The following is a 23,387-nucleotide window of genomic DNA, read 5'->3' on the forward strand; positions in this document are numbered from 1 at the left end:
GATCAATCCATCCGCAACACGATCTTGCCGAAGATCTGGCGCGACTCCATACGCTCCAGCGCGCGGTCGATATTGTTGAGCCCCACCTCGGTGTCGATCACCGGGTGAACGAGCCCGCGCCCCATCTTCTGCATGGCGTTCGCCATGTTCTCCATTCGGCAGCCGAAGGAGCCGAGCAGTTTCAGCTGCTGCTGGAACAGCATCATCAGATTCATGTCGGTCGAGACACCGGAAGTCGAGCCGCAGGTGACGAGGCGTCCACCACGCTTCATCGACAGCATCGAGCCCGCCCAGGTATCCTTGCCGACATGTTCGAAGACGACATCTACGCCCTTCTTCTTCGTCAGCTTCCGCACCACGCCTTCGAAACGATCGATCCGGTAGTTGATGACGTGGTCGGCACCGAGCGCCTTCGCCCTGTCGATCTTGTCGTCCGATCCGACTGTGGTGATGACCGTGCAACCGATCTTCTTGGCGAGCTGGATCGCGGCCGTGCCGATACCGGATCCGCCGGCATGGACGAGGATCGTCTCGCCGGGTTCGAGCTTGGCGTTGTCGAACAGCATGTGCTCGACGGTACCGAAGGTGACCGGCGCCAGCGCCGCGCCGATTTCGTCGACGCCGGGGGGTGCAGGCACCAACAGGCGCGCCGGAAGGTTGACCTTCTCCTGCGCGAAGCCGTCCAGATGGAAGCCATGGACGCCCCCGACATGTTCGCAGAGATTGTCGCGCCCCTCGCGGCACGGGCGGCAGAGGCCGCAGGTACGCGCACCGTAGATCGAGACGAGCTGGCCGGGGAGCACATTGGCGACGCCCGGGCCGATGCTCTCCACGACGCCGGAGGCTTCCGCGCCGATGACGAGCGGCATCTTGCGCTTGGCGAAAGCCATGCCGCGCCAGCCCCAGACGTCGATATGATTGAGCGCGACCGCCTTGACCCGCAGCGTCACCTCGCCGGGACCGGGCGCCTCCGGCTCCGGCAGATCGGTGATTTCAAGCTTGCGGTCATCGAGCAATTGCAGGGCGCGCATGGTCTTTTCCTTTGCATATGTCGTTGTCGCGCGAGAGTTGCGCGGAAGGGATAGACCCCCTCTGGCCTGCCGGCCATCTCCCCCACAAGGGGGGAGAGTAGGCGTGGCATGCCTTTCGCCTTCCAATCAAGGCTCATCTTGTTGCGACGCTTGGAGCGAAGCGAGAGGCCAACCGCACCTTTTCTCCCCCCTTGTGGGGGAGATGGCCGGCAGGCCAGAGGGGGCCTTTTTCTTCCACTCAGGCCGGCTCGGCGGTCATGACAAGGCTGGCGTTCTGGCCGCCGAAGCCGAAGGAGTTCGACAGCACTGCAGTCACCTGCTGGCTGCGCTTCACGTTCGGCACGACATCGAGAACGATCGCCGGGTCGGGGTTCTGGTAGTTGATCGTCGGCGGCAGCGTGCCGCTGAGCATCGTCTGGAGCGAGAAGACCGCTTCGACCGCACCGGCTGCCGTCAGCGTGTGACCGATCATCGACTTGTTGGATGAGACCGGGATCGACGGCAACCGCTCGCCGAAGACCGCGGACATCGACAGATACTCCATCTTGTCGTTTTCGGGCGTGGAGGTGCCATGGGCATTGATGTAGCCGATCCCGGCTTCGTCGATGCCCGCATCCGCAAGTGCCGCGCGGATCGTCGCGATCGCCGGTCCGCCATCGGGGGAGGAACGCGTGCGGTGGAAGAGGTCGGCCTTTTCGCCGCAGCCCTTGAGAATGCCGTAGATGCGGGCGCCGCGAGCGACCGCCGCTTCCAGCGATTCGAGCACCAGCGTCGCGGCGCCTTCCGCAATCACGAAACCGTCGCGATCCTTGGTGAAGGGCTTCGAAGCCTTTTCCGGCGGCTCGTTCTGTGTGGAGAGCGCCGAGAGCAGCGAGAAGCGGATGAGGGCCTCGGCACTGACCGAGCCGTCCGTCGCAACCGTGAGCGCCCTGTCGGTCCTGCCCTGGCGGATGGCTTCGACGCCGAGCTGTATGGCGGTCGCCCCGGATGCGCAAGCCGTCGAAAGCGTCACCGGAAGGCCGCGCGTACCGAAGCGGTCCGCAAGACGCTCCGAGATCGAGCCGAATAGCACGGCCTCGTGGAAGGTCGGATCCGCCTTCTGCCGCATTGCCGCGAGGAACCGATTATAGGCGTCGCCCGGCTGGCTCGACGGCGGCGAGCGGTCGGCAAGCTCGAAACGGGCATTCCATTCGGGCTCGATCGGCGGGGCCGCCAGGAAGAGCGGGCCGTTGAAATCGCCGGAAAGGCCGGCCTGAGCCAGGGCCTCCAGCGTCGTTTCGCGCGCCATCGCATAGGAACGCTCGACGGCATTCTCCGCAGGAATCTCGATGAAGTCGACCGTGCCGCTGATGCGGGTCGAAAGAGCATCGGTCGGGAACCGGGTGATCTTGTGAATGCCCGATACGCCCCCGGTGAGCGCCGCCCAGTTGTCGTCGAGCCCCTGCCCGAGCGAGGTGATGACGCCCATGCCGGTGACGGCAACGATCGGACGGCCGAGGTGGTCCTTATAAGCCTTGCTCATAGTTTGAGCTCCTTATTCCGCGGCAAGCACGGCGACGCCTTCGCCACGGGAGTGGCCGATGGTGGTGACGACCGCCGCCCTTGCCGGGGCCAGCATCGGGGCTTCGGCGGCGGGGTCGAAAGGTGGAACCTTGGCTGCGTGTCCGAGCGAGAGCGCGGCAAGGACCATGCCGACCGGAAACTGCGCCTCGATGCCGTGACCGACGAGCCCGCCATAGGCACGGACCGGCCGGCCGGCGAGTTCGGTTTCGAGAAACGCCTTTTCCCGTCCGGCAAGGTCATGGAAGCCCGAGGTGCCGGAAAAGACGACGGTCGACTGCGGATCGAGCTCGAGGGCCGGCTTCGATAGATATCTGAGGCGCGCTTCGAGCCGCCCGTCCTCGCGGCTGCCGCGGTCGCCGCCGATCGCATCGATCGTCGCATAGATGCGGGCGCCGCGTGACTCGGCATATTCGCGCGACTCCAGAACCAGGAAGGCGCCAACGGAACCGAGGATCATGCCGCCCCCGTCCTCGGGCTTGCGGGACCAGATCGGATGCCACTCACCGAGTGCATGGCCCTGGATCGCCTCGATCATCAGGACGATGTCGAGACGCTCGGCCGAAAATGCACCGCCGACCAGCGTGTGGCTCGACTGACCGGCCTTGATGCGGGCAAAGGCCGTCTCGATCGCGGAAATGCCGGCCGCCTCTTCGCCCATGAAAGTGCGCGACGAACCCGTGACCTTGTGCACGATGGAGATGTTGCCGGCGAGAAGGTTGGAAAGCTGCGCCAGAAACAGCGTCGGGCGCAGTTCCGTCGTCAGCTTCTCGTTCAATAGCCGTTCGCGGTCGTTGCGCTTCAGCGCCTCGTCGACGATGAGCGAGTCGACATTGATGTCGCGCTCGCCGCCGCCGGCCGCGACGATCATGTCCATGCTTCCGCAGGCTTCGAGATTGTCCTTGAGACCAGCGTCGTCGAGCGCCAGGCCGGCAGCGAAAACGCCGAGGCGCTGCCAGTTCTCCATCTGCCGCTGGTCGCCACGCTTCGGAATCTGCTGCGACCAGTCGATTTCCGGTAACGGGTGGACCGGATAGGGTGCGAAACGTTCCGTTTCGATGCGAACCTCAGGCGGCTCGGCCGCGCCGAGCAGCGCCACATGAGGCTCGGCGCCGACGCCCTGGCTCGTCACGATGCCTACCCCGGTGATCACCACATCGTTCGCGGATTTCGTCATTTTCACTTCTCCGAACCGGCCATCGCGGCCATGAGCCCCAGTTCTTCCGCACGCTTGCGCACGATATCGCCCAGCGGCACCTGGTCGAACGGGATCGTCCTCAGCTTCAGTTGAGCATCGCATATCTTCTTGCCGCCAGACGCAATCCTGGCCTTCGTCACTGCGAAGCCGGATCCCTCGTGCTCGAGCAGAGCCTCTATCTCGAGCTCGGCATTCGGTTCGACGAAGCTGCGCATCTTCGCACCGTCGACCGTCATCAGGAACGGCATTGCGGCGAATTTCGTCGCGGCCAGCACCAGGAAGCCGGAAGCCTGCGCCATGGTTTCGATCAGCAGCACGCCCGGGACCAGCGGGTAGCCGGGGAAATGCCCCTCGAATACCGGGCTCTTCTCCGGCACGACCGAGCGCGCCACCAGACGGCCGGCCGACAGATCGACGGTTTCGACCCGGTCGATCATCTGGAAATATTCAAGGAGCATGCAGGCTCATCCCATTCGTTTCGCGCTCAAGTAAAAATGCCGATGCCGCCTGTCAAGCGCGGGGCGCGACAGGCGGCATCGGGAAAGGGGCCGATCCGTGTCAGCGATGATCGCCAAGCTCCGATCGCAGATGAAAGCGCGATCCACGCGGAAAGCCGCTTCAGGCTTTCCTCAACCCGCTTTTGCGGCCCGCAGCTCGTCGATCTTGGCACAAAGGTTCTTCAGCACGAAGTACTCCTCGGTCGAGACCTTGCCTTCGTTGACTTCCTGAGTCCACTGCTCCAGCGGAATCTTGATGCCGAATTCCTTGTCGATCGCAAAAACGATGTCGAGAAAGTCGAGGCTGTCGATGCCGAGATCATCGATCGTGTGGCTTTCCGGCTTGATCGTCTCGCGATCGATCTCGCTCGTTTCCGCGATAATATCGGCAACCTTGTCGAATGTAGCTGTCACGCGCATACCTCTTAAAATTCGAGTCTTGGCGAACCCTATAGAAAAATGCACCGCAAAAGCCAATGCCCCATGGTCTTTTGCCACCGCGATTTGGAGAAGGTGTTGCTCAACGACGACCGTGTAGGCCCTGAGCGGGGTTACTTCGTGATCCGGGACCTAGAAAAGCAGAAGCGGCAAAGCAGCAGCCGCGAAGGCGAACGTCATCACCGAACAGGCCGCATAGAAGACGGTGACCGCAGCCTCGATATCCTCGATGGCAGCAACCGCACGGCCGGCGTCGTTCATCATGGGCTCGTCGACCTTCACACCACCATAGATTCTCGGTCCTGCAAGCTGAACGCCGGTTGCGCCTGCCATCGCAGCTTCGGGCCAGCCGGAATTGGGCGAGCGGTGAAGTCCGTGATCGCGCCGCGCCACCTCGATTGCGGTTTTCGCCGCTTCCGCACCGCGCCTGAAATAGGCGCCGGCTGCGATCAGGAGGGCCGAGAGCCGTGCCGCGGGCAGGTTCGCCAGATCGTCGAGCCGCGCCGAGGCCCAGCCGAAATGAAGATATTTCGGGCTCTTGTGGCCGATCATCGAGTCGGCCGTGTTCAGCATCTTGTAGGCAAGAAGGCCGGGAAGTCCGGCAACCGCATACCAGAAGGCGGGAGCGACGACGCCGTCTGAAAAGTTTTCAGCAAGACTTTCGATGGCCGCGCGGCAGACCGCCGGCTCGTCGAGTGTGTTCGGATCGCGTCCAACGATCATCGATACCGCTTTGCGGCCGCCAGCAAGTCCATCGCGTCGCAGGGCGGCGGCAACCCGGGAAACGTGATCGGCAAGGCTCTTCTGGGCGAGGAAGACGGCCACCGTGACAACCTCGAGCAAAGAGCCGAGGGCGCCAAGCACATCGAAAAGCCGAGCGAGCACGACACCCAAGGCCGTGGCTCCGGCGAGCAGTACCAGTATGCCGACCACACCGCGGAATTTCAGCCAGGCCTTGGTGAATTCGCCGCGGTTAAGCGCTTCGTCCACGAATTCGACCGCCTTGCCGAAGAACACCACCGGATGCGTCAGACGCGACCAGAGCCAGTCCGGATCGCCGAGGACGCGGTCCAGCAGCAGCGCCATCACAAGGATAAGAAGTATTTCAGCCGACACTACACACCCATCCGGTTCAAAGCCTCGGCGAGACGACGGTCGCCCTGCGCGTTCGGTGACAATCCGATACGCAGCCACCGCGGATCGTAGTCGAACTTTCGCGTCAGGATATGCGCCTCGCAGAGCGCCGCGTGAAGATCGTAAGCCCGTTCGTGTTCTACGAGCGTGAAGAGGCCGGTGCCGCCGACCACATCGAGCCCGGCGCCGAGAAGCACCGCGTCGAGCGCGGCCTTGCGTTCCGCGATACCGACCTTGATCCCCAGCGTGTCGCCTTCCATCAGCTTCGCCGAAATCGCAAGTGCCGGACCCGAGACCGACCAGGGCCCGAGCCAGTCACGAAACAAGTCCTCGATCGTCCGGCTCGCGACTACAAAGCCGAGCCGAAGACCCGCAAGACCGAAGAATTTCCCGAAAGAACGGAAAACGACGAGGTTGTCATTGGCCGCAACGTGTCCGGCGACGCTTGCGTCCGGCTCCAGATCGCCGAAGGCCTCGTCCACCACGAGCAGGCCGCCATGCGCCCGCATCGCCTCCGCCATTGCAAGGATTTCCTCCGGCGGAAAGCGCCGGCCGGTCGGATTGTTCGGATTGACGACGACCGCCAGGCCGTGCGCCGCCTGGAGATCACCGGCGCACGTGACGGAGTCGACGACAAGGCCGGCGACTTTCAGTACGCGCGCATATTCGCCATAGGTCGGCGCGAATATGGCGACGCGTTTTCCCTGGCCGGCGATCCGCGGGAGCAATTGAATGGCGGCCTGTGTTCCGGGCACCGGCAATGGCATGAGTTCGCCCGTCCGATAGTAGCGACTGGCCGCCGCACGCGCTGCCTCTTCCACATGCCGATCCGGCAATCGGTGCCAGACGCGCGCGTCGATTTCCGGCAGGGCGGCGGGACAAGGGTTGATGCCCGTCGAGAGGTCAAGCCAGTCTTCGGGCGTGCCGCCGAAGCGCGCTGCGGCTTCCGTGATCCCGCCGCCATGAATGATGGGAGCGGCCATGATCATTCCGAGAAATCGATGAGATGCATGAAGGAGCCGGCAACGTTCCGGCGACGGAGGCCGGCGCGGCCGAGATCGAGCCCTGCCGCGTCACGTACCGTGAAGAGCGGCTCAGCCGCGCCCTCCGAAACGATCGTGGCATAGTGAAATTCGTGCGCCGTCATCGGTCCCCGGAAAAACACGTCGTCAACCGGCGTGACGCGCCGGTAGCCGAGATGCCGCTTGCGTTCGGCGAAGCTCGTGACGAGCGGCAAAAGGCCGAGCATCTCGTAGCGCCCGCCATCCGCCGCGACAAGCCCCTCGCCGAGCACCATGTAGCCGCCGCACTCACCGAAGATGCGCGCCCCGCCCCCAGCGGCCTTGTGCATGGCCGCGCGGAAATTCGAAGCATTGGAGAGCTGTTCCGCATGAAGCTCGGGATAACCGCCGGGGAGATAGACCGCATCGGCACGCGGATCGGGCGCCTCGTCCGCAAGAGGCGAGAAGAATGTGACTTCGGCCCCCTGCCCGCGCCAGCCCGAAAGAAGATGCTCGTAGCAGAAGGCGAAGGCCACGTCGCGCGCGACGGCTGTCCGCTGGCCGAGCGGCTTTAGCGTTCCGGCCGTCACTCCCACCGTCAGCGGCGTCGCCGCAGCAAGCACCGCCTCGAGATCGCAACCCGATGCGACCCGCATTGCCGCGTGATCGATGAAGGCTTCCAGCGATCCATGCTCGCCTGCCTGTACGAGGCCCAGGTGGCGTTCGGGCAGCTTCAGTGCAGCGTCCTGTCGCAGTACGCCGAAGACCGGCATCGCAATTCCGGCAAGCGCATCGCGCAGCATTCCCTCATGCCGGTCGCTGCCGACCCTGTTCAGAATGACGCCCGCGACACGGACATCGTCGCGGTGACGGGCATAGCCGCCGACCAGGGCGGCCACGGAATGGGAGAGGCGCGCGCAATCGACGACCAGGATCACTGCAAGTCCGAGTGCTGCGGCGAGATCCGCCGGCGCGCCCGTGCCGTCCGCTGCACCGTCAAAGAGGCCCATCATCGCCTCCATGATCAGCACCGAGCCGTCTTCCGCCGCAGCCGCCGCATTGGCTAGGAGCAGTTCGGGGCGCATTGCCCAGGGGTCATAATTGAAGCAGGGTTTGCCGCTGGCAGCCGTGTGAAAAGCCGGGTCGATATAGTCCGGCCCCGCCTTTCCAGGCGCGATCGAGAGCCCGCGCCGTCTCAATGCCCGCATCAGGCCGAGCGTCACCGTGGTCTTGCCCGAGCCGGAGCTCGGGGCTGCAATCATCAGTCCATTCATGCCGGGTTCCGGAGAATGCGGCTCGAAAACGGATCGGGAGCGAGCGCCCGGCCATCGAGCGCGCCAAGCCAGTCGAGCGAGGCGCGAAGCCGGACGACCTCGCCGACGACGACGATTGCCGGCGGCTCGAGCCCCGAAGCGGTCACATCGGCTTCAGCGGACGAAAGAGTGGTTTCCAGCACCACCTGTTCCGGTGTCGCCGCATTGCAGACGAAGGCCACCGGCTCGTCCGGCGAGCGGCCGGCGTCCATCAGATTGGCGGAGATCTGGCCGATATGCTTCATCGCCATGTACATGACGATTACCGGAGAGCCCTTGGCAATGCCTTCCCAATTGATCCTGTCCGGCACGACGCCGGAAGAGTCATGGCCGGTAAGGAAAGTCACCGCGTGGTTGACCTCCCGATGCGTGACCGGAATGCCGGCATAGGCAAGCCCGCCTATGCCCGCGGTGATCCCGGGAACGATGCGGAACGGGATGCGGTGCTCGACCAGGGTCAGCGCCTCCTCTCCGCCTCGGCCGAAGACAAAGGGATCGCCACCCTTGAGGCGCAGCACCCTCTTCCCTTCACGCGCCAGTTCGACGAGCCGCAGCGAGATGTCGCGCTGTTTCGGCGAAGGCTTGCCGCCGCGTTTGCCCGCAAATTCGAGTGCTGCACTCGCTTTGGCGAGCTTGAGGCAATCACCGTTGACCAGCGCATCGTGAACGATGACATCCGCTTGGCGAAGCGCATTGGCTGCGTGCAGGGTCAGAAGGCCGGGATCCCCCGGGCCCGCACCGACGAGCCAGACCGAACCCGGCTCGAGTTCAGGCAGGCCGGCAAACATGTCGGTCATCGGTCGATACTCCGGGCAAAGCAAGGCATTCCATCCGATCCAACCGAGGAAAAACTTGAAGTCGTTATGCAGGAAACAATGGCAGATAATTGAATCGGCTCATCAAAGAAACTGCAAAATTCGACCGAGGCCATCACACGGCTCCCCTTGCAAAACCAGCCGGTCCGGCGATTGCCGCCGTCGCCCGCACCGATCGGATCTTAGGCACGAGCAGCACCGCGTCGCACCCGGCGGCCGCCAGAGCCGCGCCCTCAGCGACGCCGTGGCAACCCGTATGGGCAAAGACGACCTTCGATGGATTTTTTAGACGCGACGATTGCGCCTCCAGCGTGGCAGCGTCGAAGAAATGCGTGGGCACCGAAAAGTGCTGCGCGACCGCATGGATCGCGGGCTCATCGGTCCGCGCATCCAGAGAGGCGACGAGTGCGACATCCCTGCCGGAAGCGCCGGCGTCCGCAAGCGCCTGTTCGGCAAGCGCGATAACCTCTTCGGGCGCAGTGTTGCGCTCGCAGCCAAGGCCGAGCACGAGTTTGGCGGTGATGTGTCCTTCGGCGGAAGGCATATGCGGTGCGGCTCCCATGCGGCGTCGGCGTTCCATACGAAGCGCCGGCCCGGCGAAATGCCACGTACCGGTCCGGACAGCACCGGATCAAGCCCCCTGTATGGGTCGGCCGCACCGGACGCTCTTTCAGTCCGCCTGAACGGACGCCGTCGCATGATCGTCATTTTTATCGGAGCGCTTCAGGTCGGTCAAACCGGATTGCGCCATCCACGTGTCGCAATCCGTGCGGCCACGGGATCGACCTCAGACAAACTTTGCATTTCGGCGTCACCTCTGACACAAGGCGGCTGAAGCAGTTCCCGCCGCCCTATTTGCTCGAGACTCCAGTGCACGACCTAGCCCTCCACATACTGCTCTTTCTTTTCGCGGCCGCATTCCTTGCCGGGTTCATCGATTCGATCGCCGGCGGCGGCGGGATGATCACCATCCCGGCCATGCTGATCGCGGGGATTCCACCGCTCGAGACGCTCGGCACCAACAAGCTGCAGTCGCTTTTCGGCTCCGGTTCGGCGAGCATCGCCTATGCCCGGCACGGCCACGTGAACCTCCGGGAGGAACTCCCGATGGCGCTGATGTCGGCGGCAGGCGCGGTATTGGGCGCATTGCTCGCGACGGTCGTTCCCGCGGACGTTCTGGAGGCCGTGCTGCCGTTCCTGTTGATCGGTATCGCGCTCTACTTCGGTTTCAAGCCGAATATCGGCGACCTCGACAAACATCGGCGCCTGTCGGTTTTCCTGTTCACCGTCACCTTCGTGCCCCTTATCGGCCTCTATGACGGCGTTTTCGGTCCGGGCACAGGTTCCTTCTTCATGCTCGGTTTCGTCTCGCTCGCGGGCTACGGCATCCTCAAGGCGACGGCGCACACGAAATTCCTGAACTTCGGTTCCAATATCGGCGCATTCTTCGTCTTCCTGCTCAGCGGCGTCGTGCTCTGGAAGATCGGCCTTACGATGGGCGTCGGCCAGTTCCTCGGCGCGCAGGTCGGCTCGCGCTATGCGATGGCAAAGGGCGCGAAGATCATCAAGCCTCTGCTGGTCGTCGTTTCGATCGCGCTCGCCATCCGGCTGCTTGCCGATCCGGAATATCCGCTGCGGATCTGGCTGGGGCTGTAGGCCGGCCGCAAACCGACGACAGTTCAGCCGTTCCAGACGAGATGTCCGCCGCCCAGATCCGATGGCGGCGGGAAGGATGGCGCATAATCCAGGGCGCGCACAGGACTCGGCAGGTCTTCCGCTTTCGGCACGAAATCCCGGCGTACTCGACCCGGATCCGCCACGGGAACGGCTGCCATCAGTTTCTTCGTATAGGGATGCTGCGGACTCTCGAAGATCTGCCGCCGCGTGCCCATTTCGACGAAGCGGCCCATGTACATGACCGCTACCCGGTGGCTGATCTGCTCGACGACCGCCATGTCGTGAGAAATGAACAGGTAGGAGACGCCGGTCTCGTCCTGGATGTCCTGCAGGAGATCGAGCACCTGTGCCTGGATCGACACGTCGAGTGCCGCAACGGACTCATCTGCGACGATGAGCTTCGGTGAGAGAGACAGGGCGCGCGCGATACAGATGCGCTGCCGCTGACCGCCCGAAAACTCATGCGGGTAACGCTTCATCTGCTCGGGCGACAATCCGACCCGCTTGAAAAGATACTCCACCCGGTCACGCAGCTCGCTTCCGCTTGCAAGGCCGTGGATCACAAGTGGCTCGGCCACCAGATCGCCGACCCGCATACGCGGATCCAGCGATGCGTAAGGGTCCTGGAAGATCATCTGGACGTCACGCAGGATGGGCCGCATCGTGCTCCCCCGCAAGCCGCGCGTGGAGCGTCCGTCGACGCGTATGTCTCCCGTCCACGGGACAAGGTTCAAGAGCGCCTTGCCGGTCGTCGACTTGCCGCAACCGGACTCTCCGACGAGAGACAGCGTCTCACCCCTGCGCACGGAAAAAGAGATGCCCTCCACCGCGTGAAGTCGCCTGACCGGGCGCTGAAGGATGCCGCCCTTGATGTCGAAGCGAACCGCGAGGTTCTCGACCTGGAGCATCGGCTGTTCGGCGCCTGGCTCAGATCCTGCCTCGACCGCCTTCCCCGCTGCACGCTTCGGCGTCTCCGTTCCCGCCATTTCGCCAAGGCGCGGCACGGCGGAAAGGAGCTCCTTCGTGTACGCATCCTGCGGATGCGCGAAAAGATCCCTGCTGGTTGCGTGCTCCACGGTACGGCCATGCTTCATCACCAGCACCTCGTCGGCCATTTCCGCGACCACGCCCATATCATGGGTGATCATGATCACCGAAATCCCGTGATCGGCCTGCAGCTTGCGGATAAGGGCCAGGATCTGCGCCTGAACCGTTACGTCGAGCGCCGTCGTCGGCTCGTCGGCGATCAGGATTTTCGGGTTTTGCGCGAGCGCCATCGCGATGACGATGCGCTGACGCAAGCCGCCGGAGAGCTCGTGCGGATACTGGCCGAGCCGCCGCTCCGGCTCTGGAATCTGAACCTGGTCCAGGAGTTCGACGGCCCGCGCCCGCGCGGCGCGCCGGCCACTGGTGTTTCCGTGGGCGGTGATCGCCCCGATCAGCTGATTGCCGACCGTCATCACCGGATTGAGCGAGGTCATAGGCTCCTGGAAGATCATCCCGATCTTGCGCCCGCGAATCCGCCGCATGCGTGCTTCCGGAAGCGCCAATATGTCCTCGCCATCGAGAGTGGCCGAGCCGCCCGCAATACGTGCCATCGGCTTCGGCAGCAACTGCATCAGCGAAAGCGCGGTCATCGATTTACCCGATCCGCTCTCGCCTGCAAGACAAAGCGTCCTGCCGGGAAGAAGATCGAAGGACAGACGCTCCACCACGACCTTCGGCCCGGTCGGCGTAGCCACCTGGACGGTCAGATCCTTCACGGAAAGCAGAGAGGATGTCATCAGGCAGAGGCCTTGGCAATGTCATCGGAAGGACGTCCTGTCCCGCCGAGGCGGGGCAGGACCGGTTCGTCACGCAAAGACGATGCGCGGGAAATAGAAGGACACGACCCAGTTCGGCTGGTCGACGATCTCGCTGATGCGAAGGTCGCCGCAGACGGAGCAGAGCATGTAGGCGTCTTCCGGCTTCATGCCGCGTGTCGCACAGAGAAGGTCGATCATGCCGGACACGGCCGCCCGCGCACCTTCCATCAGATCGCTTCCAATACCGGTCGTGACCTCATAGCCCTCGGCATCGAGATGCCGTGTGACGGGGCCCGGCGTGGTAAAGCGCGGCATCCTGAGATTGGCGTCCTTCACCAGTTCCAGCTTCAGGACCACGTCCATCGCGCTTTCGATGGCCGTGCCGCAGACTTCGCCATCGCCCTGCGCCGCATGCGTGTCGCCGATGGAGAACAGGGCGCCCTCCACCTCGACGGGCAGATAGAGGGTTGTGCCCGCCGCCAGGTCGCGAATGTCGAGATTGCCTCCTACCCGCCGCGGCGGAACCACGGAATGCAGCCCCGGCTCTGCCGGCGCGAGCCCGATCGTGCCGGCGAAGGGCTTCAGAGGAACCCGGCCGAACTCGCCAAAGGCTGCGGGAGCGAGCGTAGCCGGATCATATTTCCAGAGTGTCAGCGCCGGCTCCGCGAACTGGTCGGCGAGGAGCCCGAAGCCCGGAATATTGGCGGTCCAGCCAAAGCCGCTCGGCTTGAAGTGCTCGATGGTCACCTTCAGGGCGTCACCCGGCTTGGCCCCATCGACATAGATGGGACCGGTGACCGGATTGACCTTCGTGAAATCGACCGTCGAGACATCGGCAACCGTGCTGTCGGCGGTGAAATGACCGGAACCGGAGTCCAGGCAATTGAACTCGAGCCGCGATCCGGGCGCCACGGTTTCCACCGGCGGGATCGAATGATCCCAGCCGTAGTGGTGATGGCGTCCGTGGATGGTGTAGTCGCAGTTACTGCACATCTTTTGCATATACCTGATCGTAGTGGACGGGGATGTGGACCGGATCGACAAACAGCTTGTCGTCGCCGCCGATACGCTCCGAGCGGATGGTGAAGCGCTCCTCGTTGAAGATCGGCGCCCAGGGCGCGTCCTCCATGATCTTCAGATAGATGTCGCGCCACAGGGCCTCGCGCTCCGCGGCCTTTGCCGGGTCGACGATGGCGTCGGCTTCGGCTGCCTTCTTGTCGAGCTCTTCATTGCAGTACCAGGACCAGTTCCAGCCTCCCGGCACGGCACCGCCGCAACCCAGAATGGGGCCGTAGAAGTTCGACGGATCGGGGAAATCGGCAATCCACGCCATGCCGCCCGACCAGATCATCGGCGCCTGGTTTTCCTCGCCGCCGGCCGCGATGACATTGGCCTGTGCGAGCGACTTGATCGATGCCGTGATGCCGATCGCCTTCAGATCCTGCTGGATCGCCTGGGCGATGCGCGGCTGCGGGTCGGTGTTCATGACATAGAGTTCGGTCGAGAACCCGTCGCCGAGGCCGGCCTGCTCGAGCAGCTTCTTGGCGCCTTCGGGATCGTAGGCATAGCCTGCGTAGTCCTTTGCATAGCCGGGCATCGAGGGCGGCAGCGGCTGGTTGGCAGCGACCGCGCGACCGTTGATGATACGCAGGATACGATCCTTGTTGATGGCCATGTTCACAGCCTTGCGCACCTCGACCTTGTCGAAGGGAGCCATCTTGACGTTCATCGTCACATAGCCGGTGTGCAGCTGGCCGCCCCGGATGATCAGATCCTTGAAGTTGGGGTCGTTCGTCACCTCGACGAACTTCGCCGGCGGAATGCCGTCTCCGGGCACGTCGATTTCGCCGTTCTGCAGGCGAAGAAGCGCAACGACCGGCTCCTGGCCAACCTCGAAGGTGATGCGGTCCAGCTTCGGAAGCCCTTCGTTCCAATAGTCGGTGAAGCGTTCGAACACCAGACGCTGCCCAAGTGTCCATTCGGCAAGCTTGAAGGCACCGGAACCGACCGGATTCTTACCGAAATCGGCGCCGTGTTTCTCGACCTCCTCCTTCGGCACGACATGGGCAAAGTTGAGCGCCATGACGTGGAGGAAAGTGGCGTCCGGGCGGGTCAGTTCGAACCTGATCGTGTGCGGATCCTGCACCGTGATGCCGGATAGCTCGCCACCCTTGCCGGCCGAGGCCTCTTCGACCCCTTTGATCGTTGCAAAGAACCCGGCACCCGGGCTCTGGGTCGCCGGGTTCACCACGCGCTCGATCGAATATTTCACGTCTTGGGCAGTCAGCTCGCGGCCGTTGTGAAACTTGACGCCCTTGCGCAGCTTGAACGTGAAGATTTTGCCGTCCTCCGAGATTTCGTAGGATTCGGCAAGGTCGGGACGCAGCTCGGTCGTGCCCGGGACATAATCCATCAGGCCGTCGAACAGCGACTTGATCATCGACCAGTTCTGCCAGTCGTAGCCGATCGCCGGATCGAGGGTCGAAACGTCGTCCTTGTAGGTGACGGTCATTTCGCCACCCTGCTTGATGTCGTCGGCAAGCGCGGGATTTCCCATGAGTGCGGCGGCGCAGACGCCGGCCAGTAGCAAGTTCCTCATCTGAAGTTCCTTTCTTGATGCTGCAGTTTTTTCTTCCCGCGTCAGCGCAGCTTGATGCGTGGGTCGATAAGCGGTGTGATGAGGTCGGCGAGCAGGTTGCCGAGCACGATTGCAAACGCAGAGACGAGCGTGACGCCCATGATGATCGGGATGTCCACCCGCTGGATCGCCTGCCAGGCCAGCTGGCCGATGCCGGGCCAGCCGAAGACGCTTTCCACCACCACGATGCCGGACATGAACAGACCGATGTCGATGCCGATCATCGCGATAACGGGCAGTATCGCGTTGGGCATTGCGTGCCGGAACAGGACCTTGGCGCGACCGGCACCGGTTGCGCGCGCCGTGCGGATGAAATCCTGGCGCATCACTTCGATCAGCGAGGAACGCATCATGCGCGAATACCAACCGGCGCCCAGGAAGCCGAGCGTAACGGAGGGCAGGACCAGATGGGCGAAGGTGCCGTAGCCGCCAATCGGGAACCAGCCGAGCTTCACGGCGAAGACGTAAAGCAGCAGGATGCCGATCACGAATTGCGGCGCCGACACCCCGACGAAAGACGCGATCATCAGCGTATCGTCGGTGCGTGAGCCGCGCCGGAGCGCCGCGACGATGCCCATGGTGAGCCCGAAGATCAGTTCACAAGTGATGGCTCCGGCCATCAGCAAGAGACTTGCCGGAAGGCGCGATGCGATCAAAGTGGCGACTTCCGTCTTCTGCAGATAGGAGCGGCCGAAGTCGCCCTGCACCAGGCCGGTGACGTAACGCAGATATTGCTCGTAGAAGGGCAGGTTGAGCCCGAGCTGTTCGCGGATGTTCTCCACGGTCTGAGCCGTTGCGCTGCGGCCGGCGATCTGTCTGGCCGGATCGGCCGGTATCAGATAGAGCAGAACGAAGGTGACGAAGCTGATGCCAAGCAGGATGACGACCGTCTGAAGCAGTCGCCGCGCGATATAGGCTGCCATCAATGCCTCCCCTGCTGCGTCGGATCGAGGACATCGCGTAGCGCATCGCCGACCAGGTTGAAGGCGAGCGCGAGCGCCAGGATCGCCGCGCCCGGTATGAACACCAGCCATGGTGCCGAGGTGAAGTAGGTCTGGTTTTCGAAGATGATGTTGCCCCACGACGGGATGGGCGGCTGCACGCCGATACCGAGGAATGAAAGCGTCGCCTCCAGTAGTACAGTCGTGGCAATGCCGAGCGTCGCCCAGACGATGATCGTGGACAGGAGATGCGGCAGGATGTGACGGAAGAGAATGCGTCCGGCGCCGGCGCCCATGGCCCGCTCGGCAGTCACGAAATCGCGCTCGGCGATCGAGCGGGTTTCGGTATAGACGACGCGGGCGATCTGCACCCAGTTCACCATGGCGATGACCATCGCCACGATCCATAGGCTGGGCGTGAAGATCGCAGCCAGAACGATGGCAAGGAGAAGTGCCGGAAAGGCCATCATCAGATCGGTGAAGCGCATCAGCACGGTGTCCACCCAGCCCCGGAAATAGCCGGCTGCAATGCCGACGAGCGAGCCGATGACGACGGCAATGCCATTGGCGACCACGCCGATGACGAGCGAGGTGCGCGCGCCGTAGATCAGGCGGCTAAGGAGGTCGCGTCCGACAAGGTCGGTACCCAGCCTGAACTGGCTGTTGGGCGGCAGCGGCGCGCCTTCGATGGTCAGACCCTCGAAGAACTGCTCGTGCGGGTCATAGGGCACGATCCAAGGCGCAAGCGCTGCTGCGCCCACCACCACGATGATGACCGCAAGACCGATGAGCGCAAGCGGCCTGTGCAGGAGGCGCGTCCACACGCCCGGTGTCCTATTCTCTTTGCTGCGCGCCGTTTCAGCGACCATGGTCGGCATTCTTCAATCCGTGGTTCTCGAATTCCTGGACGATGGCCGCAGCGACGTCCTCGATGCTGCAGCTGCGCGACATCGCGGTCAGGCGCAGGTGCTGGTAGGCTTCGCTGGCCCCGCAGTTCTTCCGGAGCATCAGCAGTGCCGTCGCCTCCGCAAGTTCCTGGCGTCGCGCGAGGCGATCCTTCAATGCGGCGACGTCACGATCGAGCGCACGGCGGCGGACAAAACTGTGGCTTGCGACCATCAGAGCACTGTACAGCCCGGCGCTGCCGATGGGCTTCAGGAGCTGCGCGTCGGCCCCTTGCGCGATAGTCCAGGCGATGCGGCCGGGTGCCTCGGAGCCGATCAGTGCGATCATCGGCAAGGGGGCTTCCCCCTGACGCCAGGGAAATTGCTCGTCGTGACCCATATCTGCGTCGATCAGGAGGACGTTGAACTCCTCTGCAGATCGATCCCTGGAAAAATCCGGCCAGGCCTGTTCCGCCGCAATGCCTATGCGGGCGCATTGGGCAAAGAGAGCGTCGACGTTCTGATGCGGCCGGTGCAGGATGAGCGCCCGCCAGCCGTCGAAATTCGGGGTGTTATGAACGGAACTCATTTCACCACCTTCAGTTCGGGCCGCCCCTCGTCCCGCCCCAACGGGCGGACAAGCGGCGTGGATGTCAGGAACGGATCCGGCGCGATGGCTTCATACGAGCGCTTGACGATCTCGAAACTGCCATCCGCACCCGCGCGGCCGATATGGGCAGGCAATTCCACGTGGTTCGTCCATCGATCGACGCTGATGGCCCCGAGCGGCGTGTCGACTGCCTGCCCGCACAGGGCGGCGCGTACAAGATCCGCATCGTCGCTGCCGCTGCGTGCGATCGCCTCGGCGATCATCACCACGGCACTGAATGCCTGCACATAGAAGGCATCGACCACGGCACCCGGATCCAGCGCCGCAAGTGTCTTCAGGAAGGAGTCGTTTTCGGGCGACTGGATCGTGCGGAAATAGCAGCTGACCGTGAAATGTCCCGCCGCGGCGTGTCCGAGCCCGGCGATCTCGCCCTCGTACAGATTGCAGCTGATGACCGGGCATCTATCCGGATGGAAGCGATCATCTGCTTCAGCGAGAGCCTGAAGTGCGCGCAGAAAAGCGTAGGACGACGGTCCGATCAGGTTGTTCAGGATGAAATCCGGTTTCTTCTCGCGCACCTCGTCGATCAGATGGGCGATATCCGTGTCTCCCATCGACACGAAACGCTCGCCCAGGACCTCGCCGCCCGAGCGATGGAGAATGTCGCGTGCGATCCGGTTGGTCTCCCAGCCCCAGATATAGTTGGAGCCGACAAGCATCGCCCTGCTGCCGAAGCGCGGCGCGATATAGTCGAGAAGCGGCACCAGGTGCTGGTTGGCACAGGCGGCAACGTAGATAAGGTTTTCGGAAACCTCGAAACCTTCATAGACGCATGGATACCAGAGCAGCGCGTCGAGCTTCTCGACCACGGGAATCACTTCCTTGCGGCTCCAGGAGGTGGTGCAGCCCACCACATGGCGCACACCGTGCTCGCGGATCAGTTGCCTGCAAAACGGTGCATAGCGATCCGCCTCGCCTGCGGGATCGAGATGATGGGCCTCGAGCCTGAACGGGAAACGCCGGGATGCATTGACATGCTCGATTGCTGCCATCGCGCCGCCAAAGCCCTGGCCCGCCGGCTGCGCATAGCTGCCGCTCCGCGAGAACAATACTCCCACCGGGTAGGTAACGTTGCCTGTCATTCGCCCCTCAAATGCAAAAAGGCCCCGCAGAGAAACAAAGTTTCTCTTCGAGGCCCAGATGCCGACAGATAATTTCAGCCAAGCCTAACGCTAGGATACGACTTGTCAATACGAATGGACATAGCGGCGACGATTTTGGCGAAGACGGCAGTCAGCGCTGCGGAGAGCAGCGCCAATAGCTGCCAGCTCTGCGTCATCAGAATTCGACGCCCTTCTGGCCCTTGATTCCCGAGCGGAAGGGATGCTTCACCAGCTCCATCTCCGTCACCAGATCGGCGATCTCGATCAGGTCTTCCTTGGCGTTTCGGCCGGTCAGGACCACATGCGTCATGTGCGGCTTCTCTTCCTTGAGGAAGCTTACGACCTCGGCGACGTCGATATAGTCGTAGCGCAGCGCGATGTTGATCTCGTCGAGGAGCACCATTGAGTTGCGTTCGTCGCGGATGAGCTCCTTGGCCTTTTCCCAGGCCTTCGCCGCCATGGCAATGTCGCGCGCGCGATCCTGCGTTTCCCAGGTGAAGCCTTCGCCGAGCGTGTGGAACTGGCAGATCTCGCCGAAATGCTTCTCGATCAGGTCGCGTTCGCCCGTGTGCATGGCGCCCTTGATGAACTGAACGACGGCGCAGGGCATTCCGTGGGCGATGTGGCGAAAGATCATGCCGAATCCGGCAGTCGACTTGCCCTTGCCCTTGCCGGTGTGGACGATGATCAAGCCTTTTTCGTCCGTCTTGGTGGCCATGATCTTGTCACGGGCGGTCTTCTTCTTCGCCATCTTCATGGCGTGACGCGCTTCATCCTTCTCGGCGATCGGTTCGCCGGTATTCGCGGTCTCGTCGTTCATGATGTCCTCCCTATTGATTTCCGGCCATCAGACGGTCGGTAGCCGCGCGGCCGGAAAGGCTGTTCAGTTCGAATCGCGCCGAATTGGAGCGCGGGTTCCATAGGCCGCGGTCGATCGCCTCCAGCAGCCTCTCCGATATTTCCGAAAGCGCGGCCGGGTTCTTTTCGCGCAGGAACCCGAGGACTTTCTCGTCGGCGATATAGGCCTGATAGGCTGCCTCGAAGTGATGATCGCGGACCGCCCCGGTGGTCGCAGCGAAGGCGAACATGTAATCGACCGTCGCGGCGATTTCGAAGGCTCCCTTGTAGCCGTGGCGCATCACGCCGTCGATCCACTTCGGATTGACAACGCGGGCACGCACCACGCGGCCGATCTCCTCCTCGAGCGAGCGGATGACCGGCTTTTCGGGGCGCGAATGGTCGTTGTGGTAGATGGCCGGGCGCTGGCCGCCGAGATGCTCGGCCGCGGCGCTCATGCCCCCCTCGAACTGGTAGTAGTCGTCGCTGTCGAGCAGATCGTGCTCGCGATTGTCCTGGTTCTGGACCACGGCTTCGATCGAGCGCAGACGCTCCTCGAAAAGGCCGCGCTCCGCCTTTCCATCCTCGCCGGCACCGTAGGCGTAGCCGCCCCAGGTGAGGTAAGCCTCGGCAAGATCGCCGCGCGTTTCCCAGCCCTTCTCGTCGACAAGCGCCTGCAGGCCCGCTCCGTAAGCGCCGGGTTTCGAACCGAAGACGCGATAGGAGGCACGGCGTCGAGCCTCCTTCGCGTCGGCGCCCCGCTCTTCCCACCGCCGCGTTTCGGCACGCATGCGGGCGGCGATCATATTGTCGGCATCGTCCTCGTCGAGCGCGCCGACCGCGCGGACCGCCTTGTCGAAGAGTGCTATCTGCTCGGGAAAGGCGTCGCGGAAGAAGCCGGAAATACGCAGGGTGACGTCGACACGGGGACGGCCGAGAACGGCAAGCGGAACGATTTCGTACCCGGTCACGCGGCGCGAGGCCATATCCCAGACGGGCTTTGCTCCGATCAGTGCCAAAGCCTGGGCGATATCGTCTCCGCCGGTACGCATGTTGGAGGTGCCCCAGGCCGTGAGACCGAAGGAGGACGGCCATTCGCCATGGTCCTGCAGGTAGCGGCGGATGAGCAGCTCCGCCGATTTCTTGCCGAGCTCGTAGGCCGCCGGGGTCGGCACGGACCGGCTGTCCACCGAATAGAAGTTGCGCCCCGTCGGCAGCACGTCCGGACGGCCGCGCGTCGGCGCACCCGAGGGACCGGGGGCGACAAACCGGCCGTCGAGGCCCGTCAGCAGACCCTTTATTTCCGCCTCGCCGGAGCTTTGGATCGAAGGCTTCAGCCGCGTCTCGATCACGGCAAGTACGGCGCGGGTGTTGGTCCATCCCACCGGACAGGCGATTTCGCCTGAAACGAGCTTCGCCGCAAGCAGTTCGATGCGCTCGACCGTGTCGCCGGCGGTGCGCCATGGCGCATCCGAGAGGGCGGCGAGAAGATCGGGCTTCAGGCCGGCCCAGGGGTCGGACATGACGCAATCGAGCGGGTCGAAGGGTTGCGAGCGTGAAGCCGCGTGCAACCCCAAGTCCACCGCGATTGCCCGTTGCAGGCTCTGATCTCCGCCCTCACCCAGACCCCGCGGCACACGGGCGAGCGCGACCGTGAGGTCGGTCAAAAGCCGTCCTTCCGGCGCCAGGCCGAAGATATGCAAGCCGTCGCGGATCTGCATTTCCTTGAGGTCGCAGAGATAGGCGTCGAGTTTTTCGAGCGCCTGGTTCTCGCTGTCGCCCTTCTCGATCCCGGCGTCGTGGTCGAGGCCGATGTCGCGGACGAGATCGAGGATCTGCCGGCTGAGCAGCCTGAGCCGCCGCGGATCGCCGCCCGCAGCCTCGTAATATTCGTCGACCAGCGCCTCCAGGTCCTTGAGCGGTCCGTAGGACTCCGCCCGCGTCAAAGGTGGCGTCAGATGGTCGATGATGACGGCGCTCGTCCGCCGCTTGGCCTGAGTGCCTTCGCCGGGATCGTTGACGATGAAGGGATAAAGATGCGGCATCGGGCCGAATATCGCCTCGGGGTAGCATTCTTCGGAAAGCGCCAGCGCCTTTCCGGGAAGCCATTCGAGGTTGCCGTGCTTGCCCATATGGACGATCGCATGGGCGCCGAAGACCTCGCGCAGATAGGCATAGAAAGCCAGATAGCCGTGCGGCGGCACGAGGTCCGGAGCGTGATAGGTTTCCTTGGGATCGATGTTGTAGCCACGCGCCGGCTGGATGCCCACGAGCACATCGCCGAAGCGCGCGAGCGGCAGGGCGAATACGCCGTCGATGAAGAAGGGATCGGCCTGCGCCGCACCCCAGCGCGCGGTCACTTCCTCTTGAATCTTTTTCGGAAGCGCGTCGAAGAAACCCTTGTAGCGATTCAAGGAAATGGTTTCGCGGATTTCCCGGTCGCGGCTCGCCGCATTGGTCGGCCCGGCCATCAGAAAGCCGATCAGCGCGTCGCCGTCATCAGGAACATTGCCGACAGCGTAGCCTTCTGCCGTCATCGCCTTCAGCACTTCAATCGTGCCGGCAGGCGTATCGAGACCCACGCCGTTTCCGAGGCGCCCGTCGCGGTTCGGATAGTTGGCCATGACGATTGCGACCCGGCGGCCCTCGGGCCGGGTCCGGCGCAGCTTCGTCCAATTGGCGGCGAGGCGTGCCGCGAAGCGCGCGCGATCGGCAAGCGGCTCGTGGCCGACGATATTGGCCTCCACCAGCGGGTCGTAAACCGAGGCTGCCTTGAAGGAAACGGCACGGGAGAGAACCCGCCCGTCCACCTCCGGCAACGCGACATTCATGCCGAGATCGCGGGCCATCAGCCCTTGAGCCGAAGTTTCCCAGGCCTCCCGCGACGACCCGGAAAAGATGACCTGCAGCACCGGCGCGCCGCCCGATTCGAGCACGGTCGGCTGGCGGTCCGCGCCCGGTGCGGAAACGGCAAAGCCCGTGGCGTTCATCACGACATCCGGAAGGGCTTCGGCGAAGACCGCTTCGAGCGTGCCGATCGAGACCGGATCCTTGAGGCTGGAGACGAAAACGGGGAGTGCCCGCACGCCCTCGGCCGCAAGCGCCTCGATCAGCGCCTCTACCGGTTTCGTCTCCCCGCTCTGGACGAGCGCGCGGTAGAAGCAGACGGCGACGGTGGGTTCGTGTTCCGCTCTGTCCGCCTGCGCGGTGGGTACAGCCCGACGCAGTTCGGATAGGCGAACCCATTCCTCGACGCCGATCACGCCCCTGCCCGGCCACCATATGCCGGCCTTGAGCAGCGACCGCGCCGGCTGCGGCTTGTCGCCGCCGTCGATCAATGCCTGCGCGTAATCAAGGAAAAGGCCGGCATTCTCCGCGCCGCCTTCGGTGCAATACGCCCAAAGGCGCTGCCGGTCTTCCACCGAGACGGTGGAAAACGGGTCGAGGCCCGGGTCCGGCTTGTCGTCGCCCGGCAACACGGCGATCTGGAATTTATTCGCAACCGCCGCGGCGTAGAGCGCCTCCAGGACGTAACGGAAGTAGCTCGCACCACCGAGCGGCCGTACGACGATCAGCTTCGCATGCCTCGCCGTGCGTTCGACGTAGGTGTCGACCGACATGGGGTGCATGAGATTCATCAGGCTGGCGATCCGCAGGCTTCTTGCGCCCGCGCGCTGACGATGGGCAGCCGCGATCGAGGCAAGTTCCGTATCGGCCGCCGACAGGAACAATATGTCGCCCGGGCTCTGTCCGAGGTCGATCGCCTCATTACCGTCGGCGATCGTTCCTTTCTGAGCTAGGAGGAGATGCATGGATGCTCCCGCAACAAACACCCCTCCCGAGGG

20 protein-coding genes are annotated in these 23,387 nt (G+C 63.6%); 1 reads left to right on the top strand and 19 read right to left on the bottom strand.

What is annotated here, in order from left to right:
* Window positions 1-2: 2 nt before the first annotated feature.
* The 10 genes from PZL22_RS10915 to PZL22_RS10960 all read right to left on the bottom strand — a co-directional run bounded on the left by PZL22_RS10915 (window position 3) and on the right by PZL22_RS10960 (window position 9,531).
* The gene (locus PZL22_RS10915) at window positions 3-1,031 is read right to left on the bottom strand and encodes a zinc-binding dehydrogenase (protein ID WP_284718647.1); all 1,029 of its coding nucleotides are present in this window, start codon (window positions 1,029-1,031) and stop codon (window positions 3-5) included.
* Window positions 1,032-1,269: 238 nt separating this feature from the next.
* Window positions 1,270-2,553 carry a beta-ketoacyl-ACP synthase gene (locus PZL22_RS10920; RefSeq protein WP_003530769.1) on the bottom strand — a complete coding sequence of 428 codons (1,284 nt, stop codon included), beginning with the start codon at window positions 2,551-2,553 and terminating at the stop codon, window positions 1,270-1,272.
* Between the two features lie 12 nt (window positions 2,554-2,565).
* Window positions 2,566-3,768: a beta-ketoacyl-ACP synthase gene (locus tag PZL22_RS10925; protein WP_003530768.1), complete on the bottom strand. Its 1,203-nt coding sequence runs from the start codon at window positions 3,766-3,768 to the stop codon at window positions 2,566-2,568.
* 2 nt (window positions 3,769-3,770) lie between these two features.
* Window positions 3,771-4,247: a 3-hydroxyacyl-ACP dehydratase FabZ family protein gene (locus PZL22_RS10930; protein ID WP_003530766.1), complete on the bottom strand. Its 477-nt coding sequence runs from the start codon at window positions 4,245-4,247 to the stop codon at window positions 3,771-3,773.
* Window positions 4,248-4,418: 171 nt separating this feature from the next.
* The gene (locus tag PZL22_RS10935; protein WP_010969581.1) at window positions 4,419-4,706 is read right to left on the bottom strand and encodes an acyl carrier protein; all 288 of its coding nucleotides are present in this window, start codon (window positions 4,704-4,706) and stop codon (window positions 4,419-4,421) included.
* Window positions 4,707-4,856: 150 nt separating this feature from the next.
* Entirely contained in the window at window positions 4,857-5,840 is a 984-nt protein-coding gene (gene cbiB, locus PZL22_RS10940; RefSeq protein WP_003530759.1) for an adenosylcobinamide-phosphate synthase CbiB, read from the bottom strand.
* The gene (gene cobD / locus PZL22_RS10945) at window positions 5,840-6,841 is read right to left on the bottom strand and encodes a threonine-phosphate decarboxylase CobD (RefSeq protein ID WP_003530757.1); all 1,002 of its coding nucleotides are present in this window, start codon (window positions 6,839-6,841) and stop codon (window positions 5,840-5,842) included. The genes cbiB and cobD overlap by 1 nt, the downstream gene beginning before the upstream one ends.
* Window positions 6,842-6,843: 2 nt before the next feature.
* Window positions 6,844-8,133, bottom strand: coding sequence for a cobyrinic acid a,c-diamide synthase CobB (locus PZL22_RS10950; RefSeq protein ID WP_033048777.1), 1,290 nt, complete (start codon window positions 8,131-8,133; stop codon window positions 6,844-6,846).
* Window positions 8,130-8,969 (bottom strand): uroporphyrinogen-III C-methyltransferase, encoded by an 840-nt coding sequence (cobA, locus tag PZL22_RS10955; RefSeq protein WP_003530753.1) that lies wholly within the window; start codon window positions 8,967-8,969, stop codon window positions 8,130-8,132. Before cobA ends, PZL22_RS10950 begins: the two co-directional genes overlap by 4 nt.
* A gap of 133 nt (window positions 8,970-9,102) precedes the next feature.
* Window positions 9,103-9,531 carry a cobalamin biosynthesis protein gene (locus tag PZL22_RS10960; protein ID WP_033048781.1) on the bottom strand — a complete coding sequence of 143 codons (429 nt, stop codon included), beginning with the start codon at window positions 9,529-9,531 and terminating at the stop codon, window positions 9,103-9,105.
* A 326-nt stretch (window positions 9,532-9,857) separates the two neighbouring features.
* Here PZL22_RS10960 and PZL22_RS10965 point away from each other — a divergent pair, with 326 nt between their 5' ends.
* Window positions 9,858-10,643, top strand: a complete 786-nt coding sequence (locus PZL22_RS10965) for a TSUP family transporter (protein ID WP_033048774.1) — start codon at window positions 9,858-9,860, stop codon at window positions 10,641-10,643.
* A 23-nt stretch (window positions 10,644-10,666) separates the two neighbouring features.
* Here the strand turns inward: PZL22_RS10965 and PZL22_RS10970 are convergent, their stop codons facing one another.
* From PZL22_RS10970 to cobN, 9 genes are all read right to left on the bottom strand, one after another.
* Window positions 10,667-12,448 carry an ABC transporter ATP-binding protein gene (locus PZL22_RS10970; RefSeq protein ID WP_003530747.1) on the bottom strand — a complete coding sequence of 594 codons (1,782 nt, stop codon included), beginning with the start codon at window positions 12,446-12,448 and terminating at the stop codon, window positions 10,667-10,669.
* 69 nt (window positions 12,449-12,517) lie between these two features.
* Window positions 12,518-13,462 (bottom strand): acetamidase/formamidase family protein, encoded by a 945-nt coding sequence (locus tag PZL22_RS10975; protein ID WP_003530745.1) that lies wholly within the window; start codon window positions 13,460-13,462, stop codon window positions 12,518-12,520.
* A complete protein-coding gene (locus tag PZL22_RS10980; protein WP_015007699.1) occupies window positions 13,452-15,068 on the bottom strand; it encodes an ABC transporter substrate-binding protein in 1,617 nt (538 codons plus the stop codon). Before PZL22_RS10980 ends, PZL22_RS10975 begins: the two co-directional genes overlap by 11 nt.
* A 41-nt stretch (window positions 15,069-15,109) precedes the next feature.
* Window positions 15,110-16,030, bottom strand: coding sequence for an ABC transporter permease (locus tag PZL22_RS10985; RefSeq protein ID WP_003530741.1), 921 nt, complete (start codon window positions 16,028-16,030; stop codon window positions 15,110-15,112).
* Window positions 16,030-16,926, bottom strand: a complete 897-nt coding sequence (locus tag PZL22_RS10990) for an ABC transporter permease (protein ID WP_284718648.1) — start codon at window positions 16,924-16,926, stop codon at window positions 16,030-16,032. The genes PZL22_RS10985 and PZL22_RS10990 overlap by 1 nt, the downstream gene beginning before the upstream one ends.
* Window positions 16,907-17,521, bottom strand: a complete 615-nt coding sequence (locus PZL22_RS10995) for an ANTAR domain-containing response regulator (RefSeq protein WP_003530737.1) — start codon at window positions 17,519-17,521, stop codon at window positions 16,907-16,909. The genes PZL22_RS10990 and PZL22_RS10995 overlap by 20 nt, the downstream gene beginning before the upstream one ends.
* On the bottom strand, window positions 17,518-18,684 hold the full coding sequence (locus PZL22_RS11000) for a transporter substrate-binding domain-containing protein (RefSeq protein ID WP_003530734.1): 1,167 nt from the start codon (window positions 18,682-18,684) through the stop codon (window positions 17,518-17,520). The genes PZL22_RS10995 and PZL22_RS11000 overlap by 4 nt, the downstream gene beginning before the upstream one ends.
* Window positions 18,685-18,880: 196 nt before the next feature.
* Window positions 18,881-19,525: a cob(I)yrinic acid a,c-diamide adenosyltransferase gene (cobO, locus tag PZL22_RS11005; RefSeq protein WP_003530731.1), complete on the bottom strand. Its 645-nt coding sequence runs from the start codon at window positions 19,523-19,525 to the stop codon at window positions 18,881-18,883.
* 10 nt (window positions 19,526-19,535) lie between these two features.
* Window positions 19,536-23,354 (bottom strand): cobaltochelatase subunit CobN, encoded by a 3,819-nt coding sequence (gene cobN, locus PZL22_RS11010; RefSeq protein WP_284718649.1) that lies wholly within the window; start codon window positions 23,352-23,354, stop codon window positions 19,536-19,538.
* Between the last annotated feature and the right edge of the window lie 33 nt (window positions 23,355-23,387).

This window comes from Ensifer meliloti, assembly GCF_030064585.1.
Classification (GTDB): Bacteria; Pseudomonadota; Alphaproteobacteria; order Rhizobiales; family Rhizobiaceae; genus Sinorhizobium; species Sinorhizobium meliloti.